This is a genomic window from Pseudomonas paracarnis (assembly GCF_904063055.1).
GTDB lineage: Bacteria > Pseudomonadota > Gammaproteobacteria > Pseudomonadales > Pseudomonadaceae > Aquipseudomonas > Aquipseudomonas paracarnis.
This window is the reverse complement of the sequence record NZ_CAJFCN010000001.1, coordinates 864,329-888,386: the sequence shown is the minus strand read 5'-3', so window position 1 is coordinate 888,386 and position 24,058 is coordinate 864,329. Positions and strand designations below refer to the sequence as shown.

36 protein-coding genes and 1 pseudogene are annotated in these 24,058 nt (G+C 59.5%); 34 read left to right on the top strand and 3 right to left on the bottom strand.

Annotated features, from left to right (window positions below; translation table 11 throughout):
* Window positions 1-4 precede the first annotated feature (4 nt).
* The 27 genes and pseudogenes from gpM (at window position 5) to JMV15_RS04060 (ending at window position 17,154) form a co-directional block, all read left to right on the top strand.
* The gene (gpM, locus tag JMV15_RS04180) at window positions 5-724 is read left to right on the top strand and encodes a phage terminase small subunit (protein WP_124414150.1); all 720 of its coding nucleotides are present in this window, start codon (window positions 5-7) and stop codon (window positions 722-724) included.
* 100 nt (window positions 725-824) lie between these two features.
* Window positions 825-1,286: a head completion/stabilization protein gene (locus tag JMV15_RS04175; protein WP_169867512.1), complete on the top strand. Its 462-nt coding sequence runs from the start codon at window positions 825-827 to the stop codon at window positions 1,284-1,286.
* Window positions 1,286-1,498: a tail protein X gene (locus tag JMV15_RS04170; RefSeq protein ID WP_065932283.1), complete on the top strand. Its 213-nt coding sequence runs from the start codon at window positions 1,286-1,288 to the stop codon at window positions 1,496-1,498. Before JMV15_RS04175 ends, JMV15_RS04170 begins: the two co-directional genes overlap by 1 nt.
* Window positions 1,499-1,525: 27 nt before the next feature.
* A complete protein-coding gene (locus JMV15_RS04165) occupies window positions 1,526-1,879 on the top strand; it encodes a putative holin (protein ID WP_019818195.1) in 354 nt (117 codons plus the stop codon).
* A gap of 1 nt (window position 1,880) precedes the next feature.
* Window positions 1,881-2,159, top strand: a complete 279-nt coding sequence (locus JMV15_RS04160) for a phage holin family protein (protein ID WP_065932284.1) — start codon at window positions 1,881-1,883, stop codon at window positions 2,157-2,159.
* Window positions 2,156-3,001 (top strand): N-acetylmuramidase domain-containing protein, encoded by an 846-nt coding sequence (locus JMV15_RS04155; RefSeq protein WP_200646240.1) that lies wholly within the window; start codon window positions 2,156-2,158, stop codon window positions 2,999-3,001. Before JMV15_RS04160 ends, JMV15_RS04155 begins: the two co-directional genes overlap by 4 nt.
* Window positions 2,998-3,252 (top strand): hypothetical protein, encoded by a 255-nt coding sequence (locus JMV15_RS04150; protein ID WP_019818198.1) that lies wholly within the window; start codon window positions 2,998-3,000, stop codon window positions 3,250-3,252. The genes JMV15_RS04155 and JMV15_RS04150 overlap by 4 nt, the downstream gene beginning before the upstream one ends.
* Window positions 3,249-3,452 (top strand): hypothetical protein, encoded by a 204-nt coding sequence (locus tag JMV15_RS04145; protein WP_153870520.1) that lies wholly within the window; start codon window positions 3,249-3,251, stop codon window positions 3,450-3,452. The genes JMV15_RS04150 and JMV15_RS04145 overlap by 4 nt, the downstream gene beginning before the upstream one ends.
* A complete protein-coding gene (locus JMV15_RS04140; RefSeq protein WP_201491295.1) occupies window positions 3,449-3,928 on the top strand; it encodes a hypothetical protein in 480 nt (159 codons plus the stop codon). Before JMV15_RS04145 ends, JMV15_RS04140 begins: the two co-directional genes overlap by 4 nt.
* Complete coding sequence (gene lysB / locus JMV15_RS04135) at window positions 3,925-4,368, top strand: Rz-like lysis system protein LysB (RefSeq protein ID WP_201491294.1); 444 nt, start codon at window positions 3,925-3,927, stop codon at window positions 4,366-4,368. The genes JMV15_RS04140 and lysB overlap by 4 nt, the downstream gene beginning before the upstream one ends.
* A complete protein-coding gene (gene lysC / locus JMV15_RS28255; RefSeq protein ID WP_235991930.1) occupies window positions 4,274-4,468 on the top strand; it encodes an Rz1-like lysis system protein LysC in 195 nt (64 codons plus the stop codon). The genes lysB and lysC overlap by 95 nt, the downstream gene beginning before the upstream one ends.
* Window positions 4,465-4,947, top strand: a complete 483-nt coding sequence (locus JMV15_RS04130) for a phage tail protein (protein ID WP_201491293.1) — start codon at window positions 4,465-4,467, stop codon at window positions 4,945-4,947. The genes lysC and JMV15_RS04130 overlap by 4 nt, the downstream gene beginning before the upstream one ends.
* Window positions 4,937-5,395 (top strand): phage virion morphogenesis protein, encoded by a 459-nt coding sequence (locus JMV15_RS04125; RefSeq protein ID WP_153870516.1) that lies wholly within the window; start codon window positions 4,937-4,939, stop codon window positions 5,393-5,395. The genes JMV15_RS04130 and JMV15_RS04125 overlap by 11 nt, the downstream gene beginning before the upstream one ends.
* A gap of 61 nt (window positions 5,396-5,456) precedes the next feature.
* On the top strand, window positions 5,457-6,035 hold the full coding sequence (locus JMV15_RS04120) for a phage baseplate assembly protein V (RefSeq protein ID WP_201491292.1): 579 nt from the start codon (window positions 5,457-5,459) through the stop codon (window positions 6,033-6,035).
* Complete coding sequence (locus tag JMV15_RS04115; protein ID WP_014717558.1) at window positions 6,032-6,376, top strand: GPW/gp25 family protein; 345 nt, start codon at window positions 6,032-6,034, stop codon at window positions 6,374-6,376. Before JMV15_RS04120 ends, JMV15_RS04115 begins: the two co-directional genes overlap by 4 nt.
* On the top strand, window positions 6,373-7,284 hold the full coding sequence (locus tag JMV15_RS04110) for a baseplate assembly protein (protein ID WP_019818205.1): 912 nt from the start codon (window positions 6,373-6,375) through the stop codon (window positions 7,282-7,284). Before JMV15_RS04115 ends, JMV15_RS04110 begins: the two co-directional genes overlap by 4 nt.
* Window positions 7,284-7,901 carry a phage tail protein I gene (locus tag JMV15_RS04105; RefSeq protein ID WP_201491291.1) on the top strand — a complete coding sequence of 206 codons (618 nt, stop codon included), beginning with the start codon at window positions 7,284-7,286 and terminating at the stop codon, window positions 7,899-7,901. The genes JMV15_RS04110 and JMV15_RS04105 overlap by 1 nt, the downstream gene beginning before the upstream one ends.
* Window positions 7,898-8,374, top strand: a pseudogene (locus JMV15_RS28660) (phage tail protein); the annotation flags it as partial. The gene JMV15_RS04105 and the pseudogene JMV15_RS28660, both read left to right, overlap by 4 nt.
* A gap of 306 nt (window positions 8,375-8,680) precedes the next feature.
* Window positions 8,681-9,343: a gp53-like domain-containing protein gene (locus tag JMV15_RS28865; protein WP_456239185.1), complete on the top strand. Its 663-nt coding sequence runs from the start codon at window positions 8,681-8,683 to the stop codon at window positions 9,341-9,343.
* 8 nt (window positions 9,344-9,351) lie between these two features.
* Window positions 9,352-9,777 carry a tail fiber assembly protein gene (locus tag JMV15_RS04095; protein WP_200657477.1) on the top strand — a complete coding sequence of 142 codons (426 nt, stop codon included), beginning with the start codon at window positions 9,352-9,354 and terminating at the stop codon, window positions 9,775-9,777.
* Between the two features lie 102 nt (window positions 9,778-9,879).
* Window positions 9,880-11,049, top strand: coding sequence for a phage tail sheath protein (locus JMV15_RS04090; protein WP_201491290.1), 1,170 nt, complete (start codon window positions 9,880-9,882; stop codon window positions 11,047-11,049).
* Between the two features lie 57 nt (window positions 11,050-11,106).
* Entirely contained in the window at window positions 11,107-11,622 is a 516-nt protein-coding gene (locus JMV15_RS04085) for a phage major tail tube protein (protein ID WP_201491289.1), read from the top strand.
* Between the two features lie 47 nt (window positions 11,623-11,669).
* Complete coding sequence (locus JMV15_RS04080) at window positions 11,670-12,008, top strand: phage tail assembly protein (protein WP_201491288.1); 339 nt, start codon at window positions 11,670-11,672, stop codon at window positions 12,006-12,008.
* An 8-nt stretch (window positions 12,009-12,016) separates the two neighbouring features.
* Window positions 12,017-12,136, top strand: a complete 120-nt coding sequence (locus tag JMV15_RS04075; protein WP_082430453.1) for a GpE family phage tail protein — start codon at window positions 12,017-12,019, stop codon at window positions 12,134-12,136.
* Window positions 12,126-15,440 (top strand): phage tail tape measure protein, encoded by a 3,315-nt coding sequence (locus tag JMV15_RS04070; protein WP_201491287.1) that lies wholly within the window; start codon window positions 12,126-12,128, stop codon window positions 15,438-15,440. Before JMV15_RS04075 ends, JMV15_RS04070 begins: the two co-directional genes overlap by 11 nt.
* Window positions 15,441-15,445: 5 nt before the next feature.
* Complete coding sequence (locus tag JMV15_RS04065; RefSeq protein ID WP_201491286.1) at window positions 15,446-15,886, top strand: phage tail protein; 441 nt, start codon at window positions 15,446-15,448, stop codon at window positions 15,884-15,886.
* Window positions 15,883-17,154, top strand: a complete 1,272-nt coding sequence (locus JMV15_RS04060; protein ID WP_201491285.1) for a phage late control D family protein — start codon at window positions 15,883-15,885, stop codon at window positions 17,152-17,154. Before JMV15_RS04065 ends, JMV15_RS04060 begins: the two co-directional genes overlap by 4 nt.
* A 32-nt stretch (window positions 17,155-17,186) precedes the next feature.
* On the opposite strand, the gene JMV15_RS04055 is transcribed toward JMV15_RS04060, so the two are convergent.
* From JMV15_RS04055 to JMV15_RS04045, 3 genes are all read right to left on the bottom strand, one after another.
* The gene (locus tag JMV15_RS04055; RefSeq protein ID WP_198832804.1) at window positions 17,187-17,351 is read right to left on the bottom strand and encodes a hypothetical protein; all 165 of its coding nucleotides are present in this window, start codon (window positions 17,349-17,351) and stop codon (window positions 17,187-17,189) included.
* A 134-nt stretch (window positions 17,352-17,485) separates the two neighbouring features.
* Complete coding sequence (locus tag JMV15_RS04050; RefSeq protein WP_201491284.1) at window positions 17,486-18,280, bottom strand: zinc ribbon domain-containing protein; 795 nt, start codon at window positions 18,278-18,280, stop codon at window positions 17,486-17,488.
* 78 nt (window positions 18,281-18,358) lie between these two features.
* Window positions 18,359-18,712: a helix-turn-helix domain-containing protein gene (locus JMV15_RS04045; RefSeq protein WP_198832802.1), complete on the bottom strand. Its 354-nt coding sequence runs from the start codon at window positions 18,710-18,712 to the stop codon at window positions 18,359-18,361.
* An 84-nt stretch (window positions 18,713-18,796) separates the two neighbouring features.
* Here JMV15_RS04045 and JMV15_RS04040 point away from each other — a divergent pair, with 84 nt between their 5' ends.
* The 7 genes from JMV15_RS04040 to JMV15_RS04010 all read left to right on the top strand — a co-directional run bounded on the left by JMV15_RS04040 (window position 18,797) and on the right by JMV15_RS04010 (window position 24,055).
* Window positions 18,797-19,009 (top strand): DNA-binding protein, encoded by a 213-nt coding sequence (locus JMV15_RS04040; protein ID WP_092231667.1) that lies wholly within the window; start codon window positions 18,797-18,799, stop codon window positions 19,007-19,009.
* A gap of 29 nt (window positions 19,010-19,038) precedes the next feature.
* Entirely contained in the window at window positions 19,039-19,512 is a 474-nt protein-coding gene (locus tag JMV15_RS04035) for a YmfL family putative regulatory protein (RefSeq protein WP_154906836.1), read from the top strand.
* Window positions 19,509-19,805, top strand: a complete 297-nt coding sequence (locus JMV15_RS04030) for an ogr/Delta-like zinc finger family protein (protein ID WP_201491283.1) — start codon at window positions 19,509-19,511, stop codon at window positions 19,803-19,805. Before JMV15_RS04035 ends, JMV15_RS04030 begins: the two co-directional genes overlap by 4 nt.
* Window positions 19,805-20,176 carry a hypothetical protein gene (locus JMV15_RS04025; RefSeq protein ID WP_019818221.1) on the top strand — a complete coding sequence of 124 codons (372 nt, stop codon included), beginning with the start codon at window positions 19,805-19,807 and terminating at the stop codon, window positions 20,174-20,176. The genes JMV15_RS04030 and JMV15_RS04025 overlap by 1 nt, the downstream gene beginning before the upstream one ends.
* A gap of 71 nt (window positions 20,177-20,247) precedes the next feature.
* The gene (locus JMV15_RS04020) at window positions 20,248-20,481 is read left to right on the top strand and encodes a hypothetical protein (RefSeq protein WP_201491282.1); all 234 of its coding nucleotides are present in this window, start codon (window positions 20,248-20,250) and stop codon (window positions 20,479-20,481) included.
* A gap of 12 nt (window positions 20,482-20,493) precedes the next feature.
* A complete protein-coding gene (locus JMV15_RS04015) occupies window positions 20,494-23,211 on the top strand; it encodes a toprim domain-containing protein (protein ID WP_201491308.1) in 2,718 nt (905 codons plus the stop codon).
* Window positions 23,212-23,236: 25 nt separating this feature from the next.
* Window positions 23,237-24,055: a DUF5906 domain-containing protein gene (locus JMV15_RS04010; protein ID WP_201491281.1), complete on the top strand. Its 819-nt coding sequence runs from the start codon at window positions 23,237-23,239 to the stop codon at window positions 24,053-24,055.
* Window positions 24,056-24,058 lie beyond the last annotated feature (3 nt).

Sequence of the window (24,058 nt, the reverse complement as noted above, 5' to 3'; positions counted from 1 at the left end):
AACCATGACCAACCCTTGCCGTCGTCACTTCCAGCGCGTCACAGCAGCCGTTGCAGCGGCTGCTGTGGCCGGACCAGCCATGACCATGGAAGGTTCCACTGTTTACGAACTGCACCTGGCGAAGCTCCAGCAGGACTACTTGCGCCTGAAACAGGTGCAGTCCACCGAGGGCAAAGCAGAGCTGAAAAAGCAACTGCTGCCCGAATACGTCCCATACGTGGAAGGCGTGCTGGCAGGCGGCAAAGGCGCGCAGGACCAGGTGCTAACCACTTTGATGGTTTGGCGAATGGATGCCGGCGACTTTGCCGGCGCCCTGGACATTGCCGAGTACGTCATCCAGCACGCCTTGCTCATGCCTGACCGCTTCGAACGCACTACCGGCACCATCGTTGCCGAAGAAATTGCCGAAGTCGCCCTGAAGGCGCAGAAGGCCGGTGGCACGTTCGACGTGAAGCTGCTGCTGCGTACTGAGCAAATCGCGGGTGAAGAAGACATGCCCGACCAGGCTAAAGCCAAGCTGCATCTGGCCCTGGGCAAAGCGTTCGCAGAGATGGTTTCGGACGACGACACATCGGAAAGCAAGGTGGCCGCCCTGTGTCACCTGGAGTCCTCGAAAAAATATCTGTCCCGTGCCATCGAGCTGAACACCAACTGCGGTGGCAAGAAGGATTTGGAGCGCGTCGAGCGTCTCCTCAAAAAATACGCTGCTCCAGCAGCTAACTGAGCGTCCCCACGCACCCCGCCGGCTCGGGGCGGATCGGCCAGGCCGCTCCTCCTGAACGTGAAGCCCCGACCACCGGCGATCTATTTTTGAGTGCAGTCTCATGAGCGCATTTGTAGCCAGCGGCACCGTCGCCAGCGGCCACATCAACACCGACCCGTTCTGGCCGTCGATTGACCTGGATAGCCTGCGCGCCACACTGCGCATCGACTCCAGCGTCACCCCGGCCCGCTTGGAAACCGCCGTGATCTCTGCCGCTATCAACCTCAATCGCGAGCTGAGTGACTGGCGAGCAGCTCAACAGGCAGCTGGTTACGCCACGTTGGACGCTGTACCAGGTGATCGGATCAAAGACGTATCGGTAAAGGCACACCTCTACCGCCGCGCGATCGAGGCCGGTACCGGCGCCGAGGTCTGCGAACGCTTTCGCGACTACAGCGCCACCAACACCGGCAACAACAAGGCCGAAGAGGTCGCACCTACCATCGATGACTACCGCCGCGATCTGCGTTGGGCGGTGCGTGACTTTCTCGAAAAAAGCCGCACCACCGTGGAGCTGATCTGATGGCCGTCGCCGTCCGCGCCAATCAAAACGACACCGTCGACGCCCTGTGCTGGCGGTATTACGGCCGAACCGCAGGCGTCACCGAAGCAGTGCTGCAGGCGAACCCCGGCCTGGCCGACTACGGCCCCGTCCTGCCACAAGGCCTCGTTATCAACATGCCCGAAGCCCAAACCAGCGCGCCCCAACGGCAGATGGTGAACCTATGGGACTGACCCACCGCTACCAAGGAAACCCATACCATGGCTGATCCGACTTCCAGCGTTGTGTCCGGCCTGCTTATTGGCCTGGGCCTGGCGAGCGTCACGCCAGTCATCGACGACGGGGCGCTGTTCGGCGCCATCCTCGGCGCTTGGCTGGTCACCAGCACCAAGCGCGACCTCAAGGTCTGGCAGCGCCTGGGCTCTCTGTTCCTATCGGCCGGGGTGGGCTACCTGTTCGCCCCCATGGCCTTGCAAGCAATCCCGTTCATCACCAGCGGCGGTAGCGCTTTCCTCTGTGCCCTGGTGGTCATCCCGATCAGCATCAAACTGATGGTGTGGGTGGAAAAGGCGGACATCTGGGACATCTGGCGTCGCATCCGAGGGGGCACCTGATATGCCGAACATCGAACTGGCCGTGCAGTTGATCGCGGCAATCGCCTACTTGTTGAGCGCTCTGCGCCTGGCCTGTTACACCCGAGGGGATGCGCGTTACCGGCGCAGCATCTCCCTGCTGGCAAGCCTGTTTGGCGGAGTGCTCTGCATCTGCGGTCTGGAAATCCTACTGGACCGTCAGCCGACGAGCTTCGGCCAGGCCGCAGCCATCGTGCTGCTCTGCATCCTGATTTTCCGTTCACGCGGCAACGTCGCCGCCCTGTTGAGGCCCAGTGCATGACCACCACCCTTCGCCACGGCGACCGCTCGCAGGCGGTGCTTATTCTGCAAAAGAACCTCAACAGGTACGGTGCCAACCTGGTACCGGACGGCCACTACGGTGACGCCACCGAGATCGCCGTACGCGCCTACCAGTTGAAAGTTGGCTTGGTAGCCGATGGCGTTGCCGGTACCAAGACCCAATCCAGCCTGGCAGGCGGCGACTGTGCCCAACTGCTGCGCAACCACGACCTGGTAACCGCTGCTGAACGCCTCGGTGTGCCGCTGGCGACTATCTACGCCGTCAACGAAGTGGAATCGAAAGGAAGAGGCTTCCTGGAAAACGGCAAGCCGGTGATCCTGTTCGAACGACACATCATGTACCGACAGCTCGCGAAGGTTCGACACCCTGGTGACGATCCGGCGGACGTCAAGCGCCATGCCGATGAACTCGCCGCGACCAATCCCGCCCTGGTCAACCCGAAGGCCGGCGGTTACATCGGCGGTACCGCCGAGCACCAACGCCTGGCCATGGCCCGCCAGATCGACGACACGGCCGCACTGGAATCGGCGTCCTGGGGCGCCTTTCAAATCATGGGCTACCACTGGCAGCGCCTTGGCTACGCGAGCGTGCAGGACTTCGTGACGGCGATGAGTGCCAGCGAATCGCAGCAATTCGAAGCCTTCACGCGCTTCATCGAAACCGACCCGGTGCTGCACAAGGCACTGAAAGCCCGCAAATGGGCCGAGTTTGCCCGTCTCTACAACGGCTCGGACTACCTGCGCAATCTCTACGACACCAAGCTCCAGCGCGCCTATGAGCGGCACGCCAGCTGCGAGTGCGGGCAAGCGGTGGCGGCATGAGCACTCCCTTGCCCCAGCGTTTTCCTTATCACGAGCTGTTCGAAAAGCTCGCCGTCCTTCGCCCAAGGCCATTTGACGTACTGCTGCTACCCGCTGAGACCACCAACGAAGAAATGCAGAAAATCGTGAGTGCGGCAGGATACATGCTTCCCCACCACACCCTGGCTGTCCGGGGTGATGTTCAGTTACTGGACGAAACAGCGATGAACGCACTTGGTTGGTACCGCGCACCGGAGAGTCAGCACAAATGATCGACTTTAAAGCGGTTCAGAAGCTGCGAGTGCAGGACGGTGACCTTTTGGTGGTCCCGGAATCGACCGAACAGGACGACATGGTACGGCTAGCCGAGTGCATCCAACTGATGAACAACGCAAGGGCTGTAATCGTGCGCGGCCCGATTAAGCAGCTCGACACCGCTGCCATGAACAAACTCGGCTGGTACCGCGCATGAATCCGAAAATCGCCTACCTCGAAATCTCTCCTCGCCAAACAGGCAAAACCAAGCGCCTGGTCCAGTTTGCGAACGAACTCTATGGTCAGGGTAGGACTGTAATTTTTGTCACCTACCTCGCTAAATTTGATCTCGGATTGGTACCGGGTGTCATTGTTCTTTCAGATGGTAAAAGCCCTCCTCCAGGCATTGATTTATCGAACGCCGTCTGGTTTTACGACGAGTTCGACTGGCTCAAATCAACAAAGATTCGCGCTGGGGCTTACTACGCAACGACTGCAAAGAAGGTAAGGCGACTCGGAGTCGACACCCCTGAAAATGACTTGCTACTGAGGTTGATAGAAGTCAATGGCTTGCACTTTCAGCGGCACTTCTGGTTTTTCGGCCTGAAGCCAGACAGTTGGTTAACTGAGTGCAGAGCCACGTACAGCCCCGAGGAATTCCGCGCATTTATCTTGGGCGAGTTCCTGTCATGAGTACCCTGCGCCAGGCCCTGTACGGCTTTGCCCTGCTCGGCGCCCTGGCGCTGCTAATTTGGGGCCAGCAACAGCGCATCGACGTCGCTGAAGGCCAAACCGAGCGGGCAAATGACGCTGTCAAGACTGCCCGCAAAGACGCCGACCGCAACCTGGCGACCGCTACCACGCTCACCGCCACCCTGAAGCAAGAGCGCGAAAACCAGTCAGCTCTGCGCGCCCAGCAGGATCAACTGCGCCTGGCCCTGGCAAAGCGCGCACGAACCATAGAGGAACTGAAACGTGAAAACGACGAACTACGCGACTGGGCTGCTCAGCCTTTGCCTGACGTTGCTCGCCGGCTGCGTGAACGCCCCGCCCTCACCGGCGCCGCAGCTTACCGTGACTGGCTGTCCGGCCGTGGTGCCGTGCCAGCTGCCAGCGACAAGCCCGGCCGATAACGGCGACCTACTCACCGACGAAGACCGCGCCGAAGCCGCCTGGGCCGATTGCGCCGCCCAGGTCGACATGGTCTACAAACACCAGCAGGCCCACCCATGAACAAGCCCGAGAGCCTGCGCGCTCACCTGTTGACCACCGTTGCCGAGCTGCAGCACAACCCCGACCTGTTGCTGATCTTCATCGACAACGGCAAGGTCCGCTGCACCGCTGCGGCAACCCTTTCTTTTGAGTACAGCTACGATCTGCAGATCATCTTTACCGCCTTCGCGGGGCACCCTGACAGCGTAATACTGCCCGTGCTGGGGTGGATCAGCATCAACCAACCGGAGCTGCTCGAAAACTACGAAAAAATGCAGACCGGTATTCAGTTCGAAGCCGACATTCTCGATAAAGACAAGGTGGATCTCGGCCTCACATTGCGCCTGACAGAGCGGGTGGTGGTAGGCACGGATGCACAAGGCAATACAACCGTGAAGCATGCCGGCGAGCCGCAGCGAGTGGCGGGTTACCTCGATCCGAATTGGGTGCCAGGTTCCCAGGGCAACGACAGCGAATGGGTAGTGCCTGATGACAAGTAAGCTTGAAGCCCTGGAGACCTGGGCGTCCGGCCTGCTGGAGCAACTCCAGCCAGCCGCCCGCAATCAGCTCGCCCGATCCATCGGCCAGGAACTGCGGCGCAGCCAGCAAAAGCGGGTGCTGACACAGCAAAACCCGGACGGCAGCAAGTTCGCACCACGAAAAAAGCGGGACTTGCGCGGCAAGCAAGGCCGCATCCGGCGCAAAGTTGAGATGTTCAAAAAGCTGCGTACCGCGACCTACATGAAGGCCCGAGGCGATAGCAACGCTGTGACCGTGGGTTTCACAGGGCGAATCTCCCGCATCGCCAGGGTGCACCAATTCGGTTTGAAAGACCGCGCGGAACGTGACGCGCCCGAAGTGCGCTACGAACAACGCGAGGTACTGGGCTTTACGGACGAAGACCTTGATCTGATCCGCGACAGCTTGTTGGCCCACCTGACACTGTAGATCCCCCTCCTACAAGGCGCCGAAGCTGCGCCCGCACGCGCGTGGCGCCACCATCGGCGCCATGAACGACTTAGCCGCCCTCGCCCGCCTGCTCGAAAACCTCATCCGCTTCGGCGTCATCGCCGCCGTGCAGATGGAGCCCCCGCGCGTGCAGGTAACAACCGGAAAGCTGACCACCGCCTGGCTTCCTTGGCTCGCTTTACGTGCTGGGGCTGATCGCGAGTGGGACCCGCCCACCGTCGGGGAGCAAGTGATGCTGGTCAGCCCATCCGGCCAGCTCGCCAACGGCATCGTCGTGACAGGCGTATTCAGCGACCATGTCCCGGCCAACGGTAACCGCGCCGGCCTGCACCGCCGCACCTACGCCGACGGCACGGTGATCGAGTACGACAGCATCGCCCATCACCTCAACGCCACGCTGGTCGACGGCGGCACCACCAATCTGATCAGCAAGGGCGGTATCAACCTGGTAGGCGACATCACGCACCAGGGCGACTACATCCAAACCGGGAATCAGACCGTCACCGGCCAGGTCCAGGTTTCTATTGATGTGATCGCGGCCGGCGTCAGCTTGGTCAAACACCCGCACACCGGGGTCAAGGCCGGTGGCGACCAATCCGGGGCGCCCATACCATCATGAACCGACATACCGGCGGCGCCATCAGCGAGCGCGAGCACATCAGTCAGGCAATCACCGACATTCTCACCACCCGCATTGGCACGCGTGTAATGCGCCGCGAATACGGCAGCTTGGTACCCGAGCTGGTGGATCACCCCTTCAACGACGTCAACCGTCTGCGCGTTTACGCCGCCACGGTCATGGCCCTTATGCGCTGGGAAACCCGCATCAGCCTGAGCCGTGTGCAGTTCGCGGGAGCAAACATGCAGGGCCAGGCCTCGATCGATCTGGAGGGCACTGTGGTGGACACCAATGAGCCACTAAGCCTCAGCGTGCCGTTGCAGCTGGGAGGCAGTGTATGAACAGTTTCGCCGCCATTGACCTCAGTCAGCTACCGCCGCCGCAGATCGTCGAGCAAATTGACTTCGAACTGATCCTGGCTGAACGAAGGGCCTACATGATCAGCTTGTGGCCGGTGGAAGAGCAGGCCCAAATCGCGGCCCGCCTGGCAAAAGATTCGGAGCCACTGACCAAGTTGCTGCAGGAAAACGCCTACCGCGAGACCGTGTGGCGTCAACGGGTCAACGAAGCGTCGCTTGCCAACCTGCTCGCCACCGCGCGTGGCACTGACCTGGAACAGTTGGCCGGTAACTTCAACGTCAAGCGCCTGGTGATTCAGCAAGGCAAAGCCAATGCCGTACCGCCGATCCCTACTTTGATGGAAAGCGACGACAGCCTGCGCGAGCGTGCGCAGATGGCCTGGGAAGGGTTGAGCACTGCCGGCCCACGCAACAGCTACATCTTCCATGCTAGGGCAGCGGACGGTCGCGTGGCCGACGCCACCGCCGAAAGCCCCTCTCCTGCCGTCGCCGTGGTCACGGTTCAATCATTGCTGGGCGATGGCACGGCGCCCCCCGAGCTGCTTGCCGTCGTCAACGCTTACCTGAGCGACGACGACCGCCGGCCCGTGGCCGACCGTCTCACCGTTCAGGGCGCGCAAATCCTGAATTACCAGGTCAAGGCCAAGCTCTATTTGTTGTCGAGCGGTCCGGAGTCGGAACCTATCCTGGCCGCTGCCGAACAGCGCCTGCTGGCCTACGTTCATCAACGGCGCCGCCTGGGGATGGAAGTTTCGGAATCGGCCCTGCATGCCGCGCTCCACGTCGAAGGCGTGCGCAAGGTCGAACTCGAAGGTTGGGTGGACATTGTCGCGACCAAGGCTCAAGCGCCCTATTGCACCGGCATCACATTGATCCGAGGCGTTGAGTGATGAGCACGCAGCAGCTGTTACCGGGTAACGATACGCCGCTAGAACGCCAAGCGGCGCAGGCACTTGCACAGATCCAGCGCGTCCCCATTCCCTTGCGTCAACTCTGCGACCCGAATAAATGCCCGCTTGAACTGCTGCCGTACCTGGCTTGGGCTTTCTCAGTCGACCGCTGGGACAGCAAATGGACCGAGGCAGCTAAGCGCACCGCCATTCGTTCATCCCATTACATCCACTCGCGCAAAGGCACCATCGGCGCACTGCGCCGAGTAGTCGAGCCTCTGGGCTACCTGATTGAAGTGATGGAGTGGTGGGAGACCGTGCCCGAGGGGGTGCCGGGAACGTTTGCCTTAAAGGTCGGCGTGCTGGACACCGGCATCACCGAAGAAATGTACCTGGAACTGACCTGGCTAATCGACGACGCCAAGCCCCTCACCCGTCACTTGACCGGCCTCGCCATCAGTCTGGAAACGCAAGGCGTTCTCAACATTGGTGTCGCCGTTTATGAAGGCGACGTAATCGACGTCTACCCGCCTGTGCAGCGTGACATTGAAGTCACTGGCTACATCGGTGTGGTAGGCCGCGAACACAGCATTGACACCCTGGACGTGTACCCATGATCGATCAGAACTCGCAATTTATGGCGATCCTCACCAATGTGGGGGCGGCCAAACTGGCAAACGCAAATTCATTGGGGCTCCCTTGGAAGCTCACGGCGCTGGGGGTGGGCGATGCAAACGACACTAACCCGGTTCCCAATCCGACCCAAACCAAGCTGATCAACGAGCGGCGCCGAGCGCCCCTGAATCAACTCATGATCGACCCGGTAAACCCCGCCGTCATCATCGCCGAGCAGGTCATTCCCGCAGAGGTAGGGGGCTGGTGGATTAGGGAGATGGGGTTGTATGACGAAGACGGTGATTTAGTCGCCGTCGCCAACTGTGCCCCTAGCTACAAGTCGCTATTGTCCCAAGGCTCCGGGCGCACGCAAATTGTGCGGATGAACTTCATTGTTTCCAGCACCGGCAACATCGTGTTGAAGATCGATCCGGCCGTGGTCCTGGCAACCCGAGAATATGTTGACCTGTCGATTGACACAGTACTGCCGCCGAACAAAGCACCCGGCACGTTTCACCGGGTGACCATCGACAAACGCGGCGTAGTGGTCAAGGGCTACAACCCGACGACGCTTGAGGGCTACGGCATTACCGATGCCTTGTCATTGTCGGGGGGCGATGTGGACGGCGAACTCCGTCTGATCGGCGGGCGCAGCCTGTTCGTCCTGGCAAACGAATCCGAATCGTGGGCCGGTGGCGTGCTGACCAAATCACGCGACGGCCAGAACGTTATCGGCGGCGTGGGCGTCTGGGGTAACGGCAACGCCGTGCGCTGTGCCTTTATGGGCCTGGGTAGCTCGCCTTGGGCATCTGGTAACGGCGTGCGGGTGACCTCGGCCGGGGTGGACATTACCGGTGTCGTCAACGGCAACGGCGCAGGGCTGACAGGCCTCAAGTTTGCATCTCTCAACGGCTTACCGAACTCGCTGAGTGGCTACGGCGTTGCGTTTGCCACTCAGGCAGAAGCCGAAACAGGCGCCGACACCAACAAACCTATGAGCGCATTGCGCGTATGGCAGGCCATCGCGGCAAAAGTGGTTCAGGCGACTGAATCGCTATTGGGCCTGACCCGGATTGCGACGTTAACTCAGACGGTTGCCGGCGAGGATGACCGCTCGAGCATCACCCCTAAGAAGCTGCTTTTTGGCTTCGCCATCATGATTGGCTCACAGGGTTACATTTGTTTCCCGGCGTGGCTTAAAGGGTTGACCATTCAATGGGGTACTGGCGGCTCGATTGCCCCTGGTGCATCGGTAGAAGTGAACTATCCCGTGTCCTACCCCAACGCTCACTTGATGACCATGGTCAGCAACTCCTACTCGTCCGGTAACACCACGGGGTCCAGCTCGCTTGGCGTCGCATACATCAACGAGTCACGGTTCAGAATCAGCGCTGTGGGCACCTCGGGCCAGCCCAACTCGCCCTGGATTTCCATCGGATATTAGGAGGCAACATGATTTACTACTGTGAAAGCACGGGCGGTTTTTATGAGGACCAGGTGAACAAAAAAGCGATCCCTGACGATAAGGTTGAAATCAGTGCTGCGTATCGTCTGGAACTCCTCAAAGGCCAGGTACAAGGGCAGTGCATCGTCGCTGATGATAAAGGCTATCCCGTGCTGATAGACGTCCAACCGCCATCAGAACAAGAACTGCGTGCGGTAGCGTTGGCGAAGCGCGACGACCTGGTCAGAGAGGCCAGCACCAAGATTGCCACGCTACAGGATGCGGTCGATCTGGGCGAAGCAACCACCGAGGAACAAGCTGCATTGATTGAGTGGAAGCGCTACCGCATTGCGCTAATGCGGATAGACCAGCAGCCAGGTTTTCCGCGCGACACTCAATGGCCGGCGCAACCTGGCACCACTCAAACAGACTGAACACCTTGTAAGGCAGGGCTGTACAAGCCCTGCACCTCGCTCATACGGCGCGCGCGCGGCAACCTCTGCACTGTCATTCCATCACAGCGCAGGCACCAACCCATGGCCGATTATCTCCACGGCGTGCGGGTCATCGAACTCAACGACGGCACCCGCCCCATTCGCACTATTCCCACCGCAGTTATCGGCATGGTTTGCACGGCTGAAGATGCGGACCCACTCGTTTTCCCCCTGGACACGCCCGTCCTGCTCACCAACGTGCAAACTGCCGTTGGCAAAGCTGGCGTCAAAGGCACCCTGGCCGCGAGCCTGCAAGGCATCGCCGACCAGACCAAGCCCTACGTTATCGTTGTGCGAGTCAAGGAAGGCGCGGACGAAGCGGCCACCACCAGCGCCCTGATCGGCGGCACGACCCCGAACGGCCAATACACCGGCATGAAAGCCTTGCTCGCCGCCAAGTCCCGCGTGGGCATGACTCCGCGCATTCTCGGCGTGCCTGGCCTGGACAGTTTGCCGGTGGCCACCGCCCTTGGCGCCATTGCCAAAGACCTTCGTGCCTTTGCCTACGTCAGCGCCTGGGGCTGCAAAACCAAGGAAGAGGTGGTGGCGTACCGCGAGAACTTCGGCGCCCGCGAGATGATGGTGATCTGGCCGGACTTCCAGAACTGGGACACCGTCGCCAACAAGACCACCACCGCCTCGGCAGTGGCCCGTGCGCTGGGCCTACGCGCCAAGATCGATCAGGAGACAGGCTGGCACAAGACCCTCTCCAACGTGGCCGTCAGCGGCGTGACCGGTATCAGCGCCGACGTATTCTGGGATCTACAGAACCCAGCCACCGACGCCAACTACCTCAACAGCAACGAAGTCACCACGCTGATCAACGCCAACGGCTTCCGCTTCTGGGGTAGCCGCACTTGCAGCGATGACCCGTTGTTCGCCTTCGAAAACTACACCCGCACCGCGCAGATCCTCGCGGACACCATGGCCGAAGCGCACATGTGGGCCATCGACCGCCCGATGCACGCCTCCCTGGTACGCGACCTGGTCGAAGGCGTGAACGCCAAGATGCGCGAGTTGAAGTCCCAGGGCTACCTGATCGGCGGCAGCTGCTGGTACCCGGACGACATCAACACCAAGGACACCCTCAAGGCCGGCAAGCTCTGGGTTGATTACGACTACACCCCCGTGCCACCGCTTGAAGACCTCACCTTCCGCCAGCGAATCACCGACCGCTACTTGATCGACTTCGCCAAGGGCATCAACAGCTAAACCGGGCCTCCCCGCAAGGGGAGTTCACCCTGACCCCGTACCCCGGAGAACACCGCCATGGCAATGCCACGCAAACTCAAAAACCTCAACCTGTTCAATGACGGCAACAGCTACCTCGGTTTGGTGAAGTCCCTCACCCTGCCCGCCCTCGGCCGCAAGATGGAAGCCTATCGCGGCGGCGGCATGAACGGCCCGGTTAAAGCTGACCTCGGCTTTTCCGATGACGGTATCCAGTTCGAATGGAAGACCGGTGGCCTCGATCTGATCTCTCTGCGCCAGTTCGGTGCCGTAAACGCCTCCAGCGTGGCCCTGCGGTTCTCTGGCCCCTACCAGCAGGACGACACCGGCGAAGTCAGCAACGTGGAAGTGGTCGTGCGAGGTCGCCACGAAACCATCGAGATGGGCGACGCCCAGCCCGGTGAGGACACTGAGCACTCCATGACCACCACCTGCAGCTACTACAAGCTGACCGTGGATGGCGAAGAAATCATCGAAATCGACCTGCTCAACTTCGTCGAGAAGGTCAACGGCGTGGACATGCTGGAGAAGCACCGCACCGCCATAGGCATCTGACCCGCCTTAGATCAAACACCAAACCTTAACCACCCGGAGTTTTCCCAATGACCACCAAAGCAGCCACCGAACAACCTGATGTGCAGCAACTGGCCGATGACAACACCGTCACGCTCGACACCCCAATCCGTCGCGGCACCACCAGCATTGACAGCATCACACTGCGCAAGCCGAACTCCGGCGAGCTGCGCGGCGTGAGCCTGGTGGATCTGCTACGAATGGACGTCGCCAGCGTTATCAAGGTACTGCCGCGCATCAGCACGCCCAGTCTCACCGCCGTTGAAGTTTCAGGGATGGATCCAGCAGACCTGCTTGAACTTGGTAGCAAGATCAGCGGTTTTTTGTTGCAGAAGTCGGCGAAGACGGATGCATCCCTCGTTGCGTAGAGGACGCGATGGCTGATCTGGCCGTGGTTTTTCACTGGGCGCCGGCTGATATGGATCAGCTGGGCCTGCAAGACCTGATGGACTGGCGCGAACGCGCCAGGGTGCGGAGTTCCAACGATGGCGAATGATCTGAGACTTCAGGTGCTGCTCAGCGCCATCGACAAGGCCACAGGTCCGTTGAAGCAAATTACGGGGGGAAGCCAAGAGACCGCCCGCGCCCTCAAAGCCGCCCGTGACCGACTCAAAGAACTCAACACCCAACAACGCGACGTCAGTGCCTGGCGCGAACTGCAGGCTGAGACCCGCGCAACATCCGAGGCACTCGCCGCCAACAACGCCAAGGTGGGGGAACTCTCCCGCGTTACGGCAAAAGTCCGGCAGCAGCTCGCGCCGACCCAGACACTTTTCGAGCAGTCACGCCACAAGGTCGACGCCCTCAAAACCAGCCAGCACGAACTCAAGCGGGAACTCACCGGAGCACGAAACGCCCTAGGTTTACTAGGAGACGAACACCGAAAATCCGGCAATCAGATCGCCGCCCTGAACGCAGTGGTTCAAAAGGGTAACGCGCTGACCCGCGAGCAACACGCTGAATATACGCGGCTCACAGCGGCTCAACGGGACCGTAAGGCTCAGTTGGATCAGCTAGCGGCCAAGGAAAAAACGCTGGCCGACCGCTTCACTCTGAACAACGCGCAACTGCGCACCAGCCGTGCAGGCCATGCCAGTCTGCGCGACGAGATCCGCCGCCTGGAAGCTCCGTTCAAAGCCCAACTAACGCTACTCAAGCAACACAGTACCGAATCGAAACGACTGGGCGAACTCTACGGCCAACAGCAAAACAAGCTATCCAGCCTGGGCGCGCGGCTTAAGAGCGTTGGCATCAACACCAACGCCCTGGGCGCGTCGGAATTGAGGCTCAAGCGTGATATGGACAACACCACGCGAGCCATGAAAGCCCAGATGGACAAGCTGGACGCTCTACGACACAAGCAGGAAAGCCTCGCCAAGGCCCGTGGTGCTTACGACCAAGGTAAACAATTCGCCGGCAGCGCCGCTGTCGCGGGTGGTGCCAGCTTGGGTGTGGCCTATACAGCCAGCCGCCCGGTTATCAGCGTGGTCAAGGAATACGTCGACTTCGAAAGCGCCATGATGGGCGTTGCTAAGCAGGTCGATGGCGCACGGGACAGCAATGGCAAACTCACAAGCACCTATTACGAGTTCGCCGCCGCGATCAAAGCGGCCAGCAATGAAATGCCCATCGCCACCACCGAGTTTGCGGCCCTGGTCGAAGCCCAGGCCCGGGCCGGTATCCAGGGTAAGGAAAACCTACTGGCGATGGCGAAGGTCTCGGCTACTGCAGCCGTTGCCTTCGACTTGCCCGCCGAGCAGGTCGGCGAAGATATGGGCCGGATTGCCGGCTTGTACAAGGTGCCGATTAAGAACATCGCCGAGCTGGGCGACGCACTCAACTATCTGGACGACAACACGCGCTCCAAGGGCGGCGACATCATCGAGACGCTGACTCGCATGAGCGATGTGGCCGACAAGCTCGACTACCGCAAGGCAGCGGCGCTCGGCAGTACATTCCTGTCGTTAGGTTCTGCACCAGAAGTCGCCGCCAGCGCTTCGCGGGCGATGGTGCGTGAGCTGGCTATCGCCACCATGCAGGGTAAAAAGTTTCAGGAAGGCATGGCGATGGTCGGCCTGGATTCAAAGGCCGTGCAGACCGGCATGACCAAAGACGCCATGGGCACGATGATGGGCGTCCTCGAGCGCATCAAGAAGCTGTCGCCCGAACAGCAGACCGAAGCCTCCACCCGGTTGTTCGGTAAAGAATTCGGCAAAGATGCCGGCAAGCTGGTCAACAACCTGGATGAACTGCGCCGCCAGCTCAAATTGGTGGATGACGCTGCTGCCAAAGGCTCTATGCAAAGGGAAATGGACGTCCGGGCCGACGCTATCGAAGGCCGTTGGCAGGTGCTGCAGAACAAGCTGTTCAACACCAAAAGCGGCGCAGGTGAGGCCGTACGAGCGACGATGGTCGACGTCATGGACGCTATCGGTGGTGTGCTGGACAAGGTCAATGGGTGGGTCCAGGCAAACCCGGTTCTGACCGCGACTCTGCTGAAAATCGTAGCCAGCGTGGCGGCGTTATCGGCCGTGTTCGGCGGGCTTGCTCTTACCTTGGGGGGCATCCTGGCTCCGTTCCTGTTCCTGCGATTTGGCCTGGCAATGCTCGGCATTCGCCTGCCCGGCATCATTGCGGTATTCAAGGTGTTCGGCACCGTAATGCGTACCTTGGGCGGCATTCTGATCGGTCCCCTGGTATCCGCATTACGCATTGTGGGGATTGCGCTGTGGGGGCTTTCTGCCAATCCGATTGTCCTGGTCATCGCCGCCGTCGTGGCCGCTCTGGCCGGCGGCGCCTACCTGATCTACAAAAACTGGGATGCAGTGAAGAACTACTTCGCCAATGCCTGGACGGAAATCAAGGCGGGGTTCAGCGGTGGGATAGTCGGGATCATCAACACCCTTGCCAACTTCAGCCCTATCGGCCTGATCTACCAGGCCTTTGCTGGCGTACTGAGCTACCTGGGCGTGGACTTGCCCAGCCGCTTTACCGAGTTCGGCAACATGATCGTCAATGGGTTGATCAACGGGTTGACCGCCGGCCTCAGTGGGGTGAAAAACGCCATAGGCTCAATCGGCGACGCAAGCATCGGTTGGTTCAAGGAAAAGCTCGGCATCCACAGCCCTTCGCGAGTGTTCGCCGAACTGGGCGGTTTCACCATGGCCGGCCTGACCCAGGGATTGGAAGGTGCCGAGAACGGACCACTGAAGGCTCTCACCCAAATCAGCGAGAAACTGACCGCAGCCGGAAGCGTATCGCTCAGCGTACCGATTCAACCCGAACCTGTTGCCGTGAAAGAGGCCCGCCAACGCACCCGAACGCTGCCGCAACCCTTGCTGCCGATCCCGCCCATTGACACCGAGAATGCTCGTGAGCGAACACAGCACCTGCCCCAGCCTAAGCTGCCTGTTCCGCCCATCGGGGCTGAAGACGCCCGCCAGCGAATCCAGCAAATGCCGCAATTGCCTCTGGGCCCCACCGTGCAGGCACCCAAGACAACGCTCCCACTCAACGACGGGCGGGTGAGCCTGATGGACCTTAGCAAGCGGATCGCCGCTGCCGGAGCGCTCGCCATGAGTGCATTCAGCCTCCCGGCGCTGGCGGTCGATGATCGCCCACCTATCGCCAGTGCTCCGGTAAAAGCGGTCTACGACAGCCACGACGTCATCAACATCAACATTCCAGCGACTCCAGGGCTCGACGCCCAAGCCGTCGCTCGCGCTGTGCGAGCTGAACTTGTCCGCATCGACCGCGAGAAGAAAGCGCGTAGTCGCAGCAAGCTATCTGACCGGGAATAACCACCATGATGTTAAGCCTCGGCATGTTCGTATTCAGCCTATCAACCCTCGCTTACCAGGAGCTGCAGCGCCAAACCAATTGGCGCTATGCCAGCAACAGCCGCGTCGGTGCACCACCCGCGCTGCAATTTGTCGGCCGTGGTGACGACACTATTACCCTCCCCGGCATCATCCTGCCCGAGCTGGCCGGCAGCGTGCTCAGCCTGGATGCATTGCGCTTGATGGCGAACACCGGCAAGGCCTGGCCGATGGTCGAGGGCACCGGCCGGATTTACGGGTTGTGGGTAATCGAGAGCCTGAGCGAGACCAAAACTGTGTTCTTCAGAGACGGCACGCCACGACGTATTGAGTTCACCCTCACGCTCAAGCGTACCGATGATGACCGTATCGACCTGCTCGGCGCCGCTACCAGCACCGGGCTCAATATTCTGCGGGGGCTGCTGTGATAGAGGCGGCGCTGTCCAAAGTCACCGGTTACCTCGTGGATACGGCGGAACGCTTCTTCCGGGATGCCGCCTATCCTGTTCCGGCCTTCCGTCTCACGGTGGACGGCAACGATATCGCCATGAAGGTAAGCCCGCGGCTGATGAACCTGGATCTAACCGACAACCGTGGCGTTGAGGCCGACCAGCTCACGATCACATTGAGCGACCATGACGGCCTGCTGTCGATACCGCCAAAGGGCGCAGTACTACGCTTGTGGTTGGGCTGGAGCGACACCGGCCTGGTGGACAAGGGCACCTACACCGTCGACGAGACAGAGCACTGCGGCGCGCCGGATGTACTCAGCATCCGCGCTCGATCAGCAGACCTGCGCAAAGGGCTGAAGACCAAACGCGAGCGCAGCTGGAGCAACACTACGCTGGGCAAAGTCATCGGCGATATCGCCATGGGAAACAACCTCACCTCGACCGTGGCCGGCGCGCTCGGTGCGTTGCCGATCCTGCAGCTTGACCAGGCCAATGAATCGGACGCCAACCTGATCACGCGCCTGGGCGAAGAATTCGACGCGGTGGCGAGCGTAAAGGCCGGGTGTTTGCTGTGCATCCCTGCAGGCGGCGGCAAGACCGCCAGCGGGCTTCTCCTGCCCCACATTACGCTTACTCGCGCTGACGGTGACCAGCACCGGTACTTGCAGGCGGATCGCGATAGCTACGACGGCGTACGCGCCTATTTCTATGATGTGCACAGTGCCAAGAAACAGGAAGCGATTGCCGGCGGCGGCGAGAACCTCAAAGACCTGCGCCATACCTACAGTGACCAGCAATCAGCGCTGCGGGCTGCAAGGGCCGAGTTTCGACGCCTGCAACGCGGCAGCGCCACGCTCAGCTACACGCTCGCGATGGGCCGGCCGGATCTGATCCCCGAACTGACCTACACACTCCAGGGCGTTAAAGCGGAAATCGACGAGATCATCTGGTACGGCGGCAACGTGCAGCACAACCTAAGCCCGGACGGCGGATACACCGTCAGCCTGGAGCTGGAGAGCAAGTTGCCGGAGGACAACGTTGAAGATCTGGCGGAAGAGAACAAGGGCGATTACACGGGGATAATCGCGTATTACCGCGATCAGAAAACAGGGAAGGAAAAGACGATTACAGCAGGTGATCAATCGAAGCCAAGGCGTTTACGTTGGCTGTACGCAAGTGAAAAAACGGCCAAGCGGGCGGTGGATCGAGAGTGGAAAAAAGCTCAGGCCGATAAAACAGCATAAACCCCGGAACATGTCCGGGGTCAGCACGATTACTACTCAGGTGCGACCGAAAAAACCTCCAACAGTCGCAGCACATCTTGTTGCCGCTGGGCACTGATGGCCCGGAACATTGCTAGCAACTTCACTTCCTGATCGCTAAGGCAGTTCGCATCTACGACTGACACTTGGCTTTCCGACACACCGCTGTTCTCCATCATGCGAATACTCCTTTCACACGCAACGGGAACTCGGCACCTACATGGCGCCGTTAAAGTCTCCCGGGGAACAGCCAATTTCCATCACGTTCTGCTGTGTCATCGGACGGCAAGCAAAAAAAATGTGTGTTATTACGTCACTGCGCTGGCTCAAACGGGGGCAACGTCATGTACACGCCGTTCTCCCCCCAGCCTTGCAAATTGCCCTTGGCATCAACAACGTAATGCTCATTAAAACCGGCCTCGGGATCGTCCAGACGCAGTCCGCCATCAGGTAGTTTTTTTCCTTCATAGTGCTCGGTATTTTTCCCACCGCTGGCAAAAACAGAGTCGAGAAAATACTTGTCGTTTTGCTTGTACAACACCATCACATGACCCAACACGCCATCCTGCAACCAGCTACCGATCCTGTTCGGATATGCCTTGAGGTCCAGCGCTTTCAGAGCTTGGTAATCCTTTACGCTCAGGCCGATCAGCGAGGTCCTGTAGTCGGGGTCAAAATTGGCGATGGCCCAGAAAGCGCTGTCGGTTTGCCCTTCGACACGGAATCCTATGAAGGTTTTGTCGGCCTTGAATTCTGAATCAGCACGAATAGCTTTTGCCACTTCCGCCAAATCTGCGTCGTTTAACCGCTTAGGCAACATGACCTCTACTTTGCGAGGCCTACCTTCACGAAAATCGTCCTGTGTGATTGAGTAGGACTGCGGCACAGCAGCAATTGGTGCAGCCTGCTGTGTGGCCTTTTCCACGGGCTTGGTATCGCTTCCGCCCGAAAACAATGAAAACGCGCCAGCAATGACAGCGAGCATGATTACAACCCCAAATACCTCGCGCCCTAACGTTACGCCGGGTTTTTTAACGCCACAGCTGGGGCAGACTTTTGCTGAGGCATCCACTGTGTGCCTACAGGATTTACAAGGCTTCAAAGCCATTCCTTTCTCCTTAGAACTTCCATTAAAAAACCGACCTTCTTGGTCGGCGTACTGCGCCCTATTACCGGATACCGACTGCTACTTCTGAGGTGCTGGTTTTTTTCCGGTTGAGTCCGCTGCATTGGCGAATGCCGAAGCCATGCGAAGGAGTACCTGCCGGTCAGCAGGACCCACTTGCTCGTAGACCTGGAGAAATTCCGATGCACCGTCGCTAATGCTCTCGGCTGCTTGACGCTTACGCTCGCCAGTTACCACGTAAAGAATATCGACGCCTCTTTCTGCAACAGCCGCGAGGTAGTCCGCGTCAGGGCTTCGATCACCTTTTTCGTAGTTGTACTGACTGTTTTTCGAAGCCCCAGCAACTGCCGCAAATTCAGTCTGACTGAACCCTAGGCGCTCCCGTTCCTCTTTGAGGCGGTCACCAATTCCCACATTTGTCTCCATCAAGACTTGACGATCCCACGATCATGGGAAATACTTCGCCTGTCATCACACGAAACCACACGAAACGAGACTATGCCGAACGCATCCCCCATCGAGCAAGCATGCCAAGAGGCCCGTGATCGTCTCGCACGTCTCGGGATCTCGGCCAAAGACTGGGCCGAAAAAAATGAGTTCAACCCATCGACGGTCTATGCGGTTTTGAACGGGCAGAAGAAGTGCTTGCGTGGTGAGGCTCACCGCGCGGCCGTACTGCTCGGAATCAAAGACGGCGTGATTACAAATTAGGGCCTCTGGCTCCAAGGGGAAACCAGAAGATGAAACGCCCAGTTCTAGCGACCAAGCGCCAAGTAATGAGCGCAGTGATCAACGACTACGAAGGTGGCCGGGAATGCGCTGCAGCCCGCCTTGGATACGAACTCAAGAAGTTCGATAACCACATCTACGAAAACGCCGGCAGTCGGCCCTTGAGTGACGAACAGATCCACCTGTTAGAGCAGGACATGGGCACCACCTACCTGCCGGAATACATCGCGGCCATGTACGGCGGCATGTTCGTCCCCCTCGCCAAGCCTGAAACATTGGACAACGTAGACCTTTACAACCGTTCGGTACGTGCTGCAGCCAAACGCGGAGTGGTTGACCAGATCATTGCGAAAGCACTGGACGATGGCGTCATTGAGCGGGACGAAGCCGAGGCGATTTTGCGCGCTCATAGCCATTACATGGCGGCTCGTCATTCCGAAGTCCTGGCAACGATTCTGTTGCACAGCCGGGGGCAAAAGCATTGAGCACCTACAAGCTGGTCTGTCCCTGCTGCAGCAGCTCGATGCGTATTCGGACCTCCGAGGGTCAGACGCCCTGCTTCCGCTCGATGTACTCGGAATGCACCAACCTGCTGTGCGGCGCCACGTTCTCCGGCTCTTTGGTTTGGGAATACCAGCTCAGCCCATCAGGCATCGAGCGCCCACTTACCGTTTTGCCCATGGCGCCCACCAAAGTGCGCCTCCTTGCTCGACAGAACCTCACGGCAAAAAACAATCAACCCGATCTGCTGGACCAAATGGAAATGGAGCGTGCGTGATGAATACAGCTACCCACACCGACTACCAGGAATACCAGGCAACCATGCAAGCCGCTGGCCTGTCCTTCTTGCAACGCCACCAGGGCGAACATCTGGGCAACGACCAGTTACTGTTCTGCCGTGCGGTGCAGCACCTGGTGGGCAGTTTAGAAGTGCCATTGCACATGGCGGAAAAGCTGATCAGCCGTGCTTACGGTGAACTCAAATCCAACAACGACCGCCACCAACTGGACGTCGACGCCAGCTCCGGGGCGGTGGCAGTTATCACCGACCCCGCCAGCGGCATGACCTGGGCTGTACCGGTCAGCCTCATCTACCAACGCATCATCAATGCACCGGAAAACCGCCGGCTGCGTCTCGTAACACCGTAACCCCCAACTAACCCGCCCTACCCCATTCCCAATGGGTTTGGGTGAGCTTTGCCCGCAATCCGAGGTGGACCATGGAAATCGACATCGCCATCACCGCAAAACTGCCCCGCGACCAGGCCGAGGCACTGCTCCAGGACCTGCGCGCGCAGTACGCGGCGCTGTTCACCGAGCATTGGTATGACGACCGCTTTCGCAGGATCCCTGAGGGTTTGCGGCATGGCTCGTTGCTGGTGGCCTTCCCTGCGCTGGCCGCACGAAAAAGCCTGATTGGCGCCCTTAAACACAGCCTCGACGAAGCGAAGTAAGCCACGATGGAAATGAAAGAAAGGCTGCGCGCCGACGTCATCCAACGCATTGAGCGGGATTACCAGCTCAAGCACATGCGCGGCACTGACTATATGCGTAAGGGTGTTTGCCCGGCCTGCGGCCAGAAGACCCTATACACCTTCTACAACTCGCCCTGGACGCTGATATGCGGACGGCCGGAAAAGTGCGACCACCGTGTTCACGTAAAGGACGTCTACGACGACCTGTTCAACGACTGGAGCAAGACCGCCCCGTCTACACCCGACAACCCTCTTGCCACGGCACGCGCTTACCTTGAGTTTGCCCGGGGCTTCAAGTTCGAGCTGATTGCTGGTTGGTTCAGCCAGGATAACTACTGGGATGGCAGGCTGAACATTGGCAGCGCCACGGTACGTTTCCCCCTTGAGAAAGGGGGCTACTGGGAGCGCCTGATAGATCGGCCAGACCGGTTTGGCAAGATGAAAGCTCGGTTCCGGCCGACTGGTGAGGGCCAGCCCGGTTACAAAGGCGTCTGGTGGTGCCCACCAAGCGTGGACCTGCTGGAGGTCGACGAACTCTGGATAACAGAGGGTATCTTCGACGCTATCGCGCTGCTGCATAACGACGTGTCGGCGGTATCGATGATGTCCAGCGCCCCCTGCCCGACTGACTCACTCAAGGCCCTGGTCAAACTGCGCCACGACGCCGACAAGCGCTTACCGCTGCTGGTGTGGGCACTGGATAACGAGCCCGTCGCCATGGCGAACATGCGCCGCTGGGCGAAGGAAGCCAACGACCTGGGCTTCATCTGCAAGGCTGCGGTGATCCCACAGCCCAATAGCAAAAAGGTTGACTGGAACGACCTGCACCTACGGTGGAAGTCAATTGAGGGAGACGACAAGCGCGCCGAGCGGATCGCGCAAGACCTTGATGAGGCCCGCCACCATGGCGATCTGCTGCTGGCTGACTCGGCAGAGGAAAAAGGGTTTCTCATTTACCTGCGCGACGAGCGAAAGGAATTCAACTTCACGTTCCGCAAACGCCTGTACTGGTTTCGGCTGGATCTTGATAAGTACGACCGCGCCATGAGCGATCTGGAGAGTTCAGAACGGCATGAGGACCAATTACTCAGTGACGATCAACGTCGCTACAAGGCTTTGCGCCTGTCAGCCTCAGTTACCAGCATCGCCAACTGTAATTTTCAGGCGCTCTACTACATGCGCAACGACCTGACTGACGAGGCCTGGTATTACTTCCGCATTGAGCGCCCACAAGGTGCTGCCATCAAAAGCACGTTTACGGCCAAACAACTCACGTCAGCACCTGAGTTCTCGAATCGTCTGCTCAACGTCGCTAATGGTGCTTGGTTTGATGGCAGCGCCCAGCAACTGAAACGGATCTTGGCGCCCCAGCTGGACTGCCTGAAAGCCGTCAACACCATCGAATGGATCGGCTACAGCCGCGACCACGGCGCCTATGTCTTCAACGACGTGGCGTTTCATGGTGGCAAGGCGCAGGCGCGCAACAAGGAAGATTTTTTTGACCTCGGCAAGCTGAGCATCAAGTCGCAGAGCCAGTCGCCGGTCCTGCATATCAACACCGACCTCAACGCCTACAACGAAGGTTGGTTCGACATCTACTGGCGCTGCTTTGGCGTACAGGGCCTGGTAGTGCTGGCCTGGTGGCTGGGCGCACTGCACGCCGAACAGATCCGCCAGATCCACAAATCTTTTATGTTCCTAGAGCTTGTGGGTGAAGCCGGCTCGGGTAAGACCACCCTAGTCGAACTGCTATGGAAGTCGGCCGGGCGTACTGATTACGAAGGCTTCGACCCGTCCAAAGCCACAGCCGCCAGCCGTGCGCGCAACTTCTCACAGGTCAGCAACTTACCAGTGGTACTGATCGAGTCGGAGCGTGAACAAAAGGAAGGCCAGCCGGTTAAACACTTCGATTGGGACGAACTGAAAACCGCCTACAACGGCCGCAGCGTCCGCTCCACTGGCGTGAAAAACAACGGCAACGACACCCACGAACCGCCGTTTCGCGCCGCCCTGCTAATCGCGCAGAACAACCCGGTGAACGCATCGGAACCAATCCTGCAGCGGATCTGCCACGTCCATCTGACACGCGAACACCACACGCCGGAAACCAAGCAGTACGCCGAGCAGCTGGAGCGCATGCCGATGGACAGTATCAGCGGCTTCTTGGTCAAGGCGCTGCAGCGCGAAAGCGAAACCATGCGGCTGATGGAAGAAAACACCTCCGGCTACGAACAAGAGCTGCTGGCCCAACCTGGCGTACGCACCGTGCGTATCGCCAAGAACCACGCCCAACTGCGCAGCCTGGTGGATGCGCTGGCCGGGGTAGTGCCGCTCGGCGAGCGCCGCAAGGCCCTCGCTCACGCCGAAATCAGCCGCATGGCCTTGGAGCGGCAGCAGGCAATCAACGCCGACCACCCGACCGTCACTGAGTTTTGGGACCTGTACGACTTCCTGAATGGCATGGACGAGAAAGGGGCACTGAACCACGCGCGCCGTGATGGCCTGATCGCCGTGAACCTCAACGAGTTCGTGGAGATGGCAGCCAACAAACGCCAGCAGGTGCCCGCCCTCAGTGACCTGAAGCGCCTGCTCAAGACCAGTAAATCACCCAAGTTTCTGGATTCGAACAAAGCCGTCAACTCAGCCCGGTTGCTCGACGCGTTTGACAAACCGAAAACCATTCGCTGCTGGGTATTCCAGGGCGTGTAACCACAGCAACAACAGGAGCAGCACCATGCAAAACGAACTCAAATCGGCCATTCGCTTCAACGACTTTGTCGCCTACTTCGGCGCGCGGGGGGTACTGGCTATGGCCTGGTGGATGGGGGCTGTGCATGCCGGCCGAATTCGTGAGGACCAAACCAGCTTCCCGTTTCTGCAGATCGTCGGCGCCGCCGGCAGTGGCAAGAGTCTGCTGCTGGACTACCTCCAAAAGCTGAACGGGCAAACGCCGTATTCCAATTTTCTGGGGCACTCCACTCCAGCCGGGCGAGCGCGCACGTTTGCCAGCGCGGGGCAACGGATTGTCATTTGCGAGGAACAAGGCGAGTTAGGCCAGTCCATTGATTGGGATGAATTGAAGCCGCTTTTTAGCTCGGGCAGCGTGAGTCTGCGCTCAGGGGATGGCCGCAGTGAAGAAGTGACATTTCGCGGCGCTCTGGTGATCACCGCAAATCAACCGCTGGAATGCAGTGATGCGGTCACCAGCAGAATGGTTACGCTCGATCTTTCTTCTGCCGACGCCCATACGCCCAGAGTCCGGCCAGAATTCATCGCTGGCCTCAACGCAGCTGAGGCAAGTGCATTCGGTATCGAAATTGCCCAGTCCGGAGACTGGATTTGCAGCAGCCTCAAAGCATTTTTACCCGCATACCAAGGCCAACTCACGCGGAAATATGGGGAATGCCTGAACGGCCGTACAGCCCTCAACTGCGCGCAAATGATCTGTCTGATTGATCTGCTGTGCAATTTTCTCGCGATCCCACAGAGCCTTCAGCTTGAGACCAGGAAGCTGGTTCACGACATCGCCTTCCTCGACACCATTCCCTATTGATCC

Excerpts from the sequence above, each read along its gene's own strand:
- JMV15_RS04140 (WP_201491295.1), top strand. The coding sequence starts at position 3,449 with ATGAATCCGAAAATCGCCTACCTCGAAATCTCTCCTCGCCAAACAGGC.
- JMV15_RS04065 (WP_201491286.1), top strand. The coding sequence starts at position 15,446 with ATGATGTTAAGCCTCGGCATGTTCGTATTCAGCCTATCAACCCTCGCT.
- JMV15_RS04110 (WP_019818205.1), top strand. The coding sequence starts at position 6,373 with ATGAACAGTTTCGCCGCCATTGACCTCAGTCAGCTACCGCCGCCGCAG.
- JMV15_RS04080 (WP_201491288.1), top strand. The coding sequence starts at position 11,670 with ATGACCACCAAAGCAGCCACCGAACAACCTGATGTGCAGCAACTGGCC.
- JMV15_RS04015 (WP_201491308.1), top strand. The coding sequence starts at position 20,494 with ATGAAAGAAAGGCTGCGCGCCGACGTCATCCAACGCATTGAGCGGGAT.
- JMV15_RS04055 (WP_198832804.1), bottom strand. The coding sequence starts at position 17,351 with ATGATGGAGAACAGCGGTGTGTCGGAAAGCCAAGTGTCAGTCGTAGAT.
- gpM (WP_124414150.1), top strand. The coding sequence starts at position 5 with ATGACCAACCCTTGCCGTCGTCACTTCCAGCGCGTCACAGCAGCCGTT.
- JMV15_RS04025 (WP_019818221.1), top strand. The coding sequence starts at position 19,805 with ATGAATACAGCTACCCACACCGACTACCAGGAATACCAGGCAACCATG.
- JMV15_RS04115 (WP_014717558.1), top strand. The coding sequence starts at position 6,032 with ATGAACCGACATACCGGCGGCGCCATCAGCGAGCGCGAGCACATCAGT.
- JMV15_RS04090 (WP_201491290.1), top strand. The coding sequence starts at position 9,880 with ATGGCCGATTATCTCCACGGCGTGCGGGTCATCGAACTCAACGACGGC.
- JMV15_RS04035 (WP_154906836.1), top strand. The coding sequence starts at position 19,039 with ATGAAACGCCCAGTTCTAGCGACCAAGCGCCAAGTAATGAGCGCAGTG.
- JMV15_RS04120 (WP_201491292.1), top strand. The coding sequence starts at position 5,457 with ATGAACGACTTAGCCGCCCTCGCCCGCCTGCTCGAAAACCTCATCCGC.
- JMV15_RS04145 (WP_153870520.1), top strand. The coding sequence starts at position 3,249 with ATGATCGACTTTAAAGCGGTTCAGAAGCTGCGAGTGCAGGACGGTGAC.
- JMV15_RS04040 (WP_092231667.1), top strand. The coding sequence starts at position 18,797 with ATGCCGAACGCATCCCCCATCGAGCAAGCATGCCAAGAGGCCCGTGAT.
- JMV15_RS04085 (WP_201491289.1), top strand. The coding sequence starts at position 11,107 with ATGGCAATGCCACGCAAACTCAAAAACCTCAACCTGTTCAATGACGGC.
- JMV15_RS04050 (WP_201491284.1), bottom strand. The coding sequence starts at position 18,280 with ATGGCTTTGAAGCCTTGTAAATCCTGTAGGCACACAGTGGATGCCTCA.
- JMV15_RS04155 (WP_200646240.1), top strand. The coding sequence starts at position 2,156 with ATGACCACCACCCTTCGCCACGGCGACCGCTCGCAGGCGGTGCTTATT.
- JMV15_RS04160 (WP_065932284.1), top strand. The coding sequence starts at position 1,881 with ATGCCGAACATCGAACTGGCCGTGCAGTTGATCGCGGCAATCGCCTAC.
- JMV15_RS04175 (WP_169867512.1), top strand. The coding sequence starts at position 825 with ATGAGCGCATTTGTAGCCAGCGGCACCGTCGCCAGCGGCCACATCAAC.
- JMV15_RS04070 (WP_201491287.1), top strand. The coding sequence starts at position 12,126 with ATGGCGAATGATCTGAGACTTCAGGTGCTGCTCAGCGCCATCGACAAG.
- lysB (WP_201491294.1), top strand. The coding sequence starts at position 3,925 with ATGAGTACCCTGCGCCAGGCCCTGTACGGCTTTGCCCTGCTCGGCGCC.
- JMV15_RS04105 (WP_201491291.1), top strand. The coding sequence starts at position 7,284 with ATGAGCACGCAGCAGCTGTTACCGGGTAACGATACGCCGCTAGAACGC.
- JMV15_RS04020 (WP_201491282.1), top strand. The coding sequence starts at position 20,248 with ATGGAAATCGACATCGCCATCACCGCAAAACTGCCCCGCGACCAGGCC.
- JMV15_RS04165 (WP_019818195.1), top strand. The coding sequence starts at position 1,526 with ATGGCTGATCCGACTTCCAGCGTTGTGTCCGGCCTGCTTATTGGCCTG.
- JMV15_RS04075 (WP_082430453.1), top strand. The coding sequence starts at position 12,017 with ATGGCTGATCTGGCCGTGGTTTTTCACTGGGCGCCGGCTGATATGGAT.
- JMV15_RS04150 (WP_019818198.1), top strand. The coding sequence starts at position 2,998 with ATGAGCACTCCCTTGCCCCAGCGTTTTCCTTATCACGAGCTGTTCGAA.
- JMV15_RS04130 (WP_201491293.1), top strand. The coding sequence starts at position 4,465 with ATGAACAAGCCCGAGAGCCTGCGCGCTCACCTGTTGACCACCGTTGCC.
- JMV15_RS04095 (WP_200657477.1), top strand. The coding sequence starts at position 9,352 with ATGATTTACTACTGTGAAAGCACGGGCGGTTTTTATGAGGACCAGGTG.
- JMV15_RS04125 (WP_153870516.1), top strand. The coding sequence starts at position 4,937 with ATGACAAGTAAGCTTGAAGCCCTGGAGACCTGGGCGTCCGGCCTGCTG.
- JMV15_RS04010 (WP_201491281.1), top strand. The coding sequence starts at position 23,237 with ATGCAAAACGAACTCAAATCGGCCATTCGCTTCAACGACTTTGTCGCC.
- JMV15_RS28865 (WP_456239185.1), top strand. The coding sequence starts at position 8,681 with ATGGGCCTGGGTAGCTCGCCTTGGGCATCTGGTAACGGCGTGCGGGTG.
- JMV15_RS04170 (WP_065932283.1), top strand. The coding sequence starts at position 1,286 with ATGGCCGTCGCCGTCCGCGCCAATCAAAACGACACCGTCGACGCCCTG.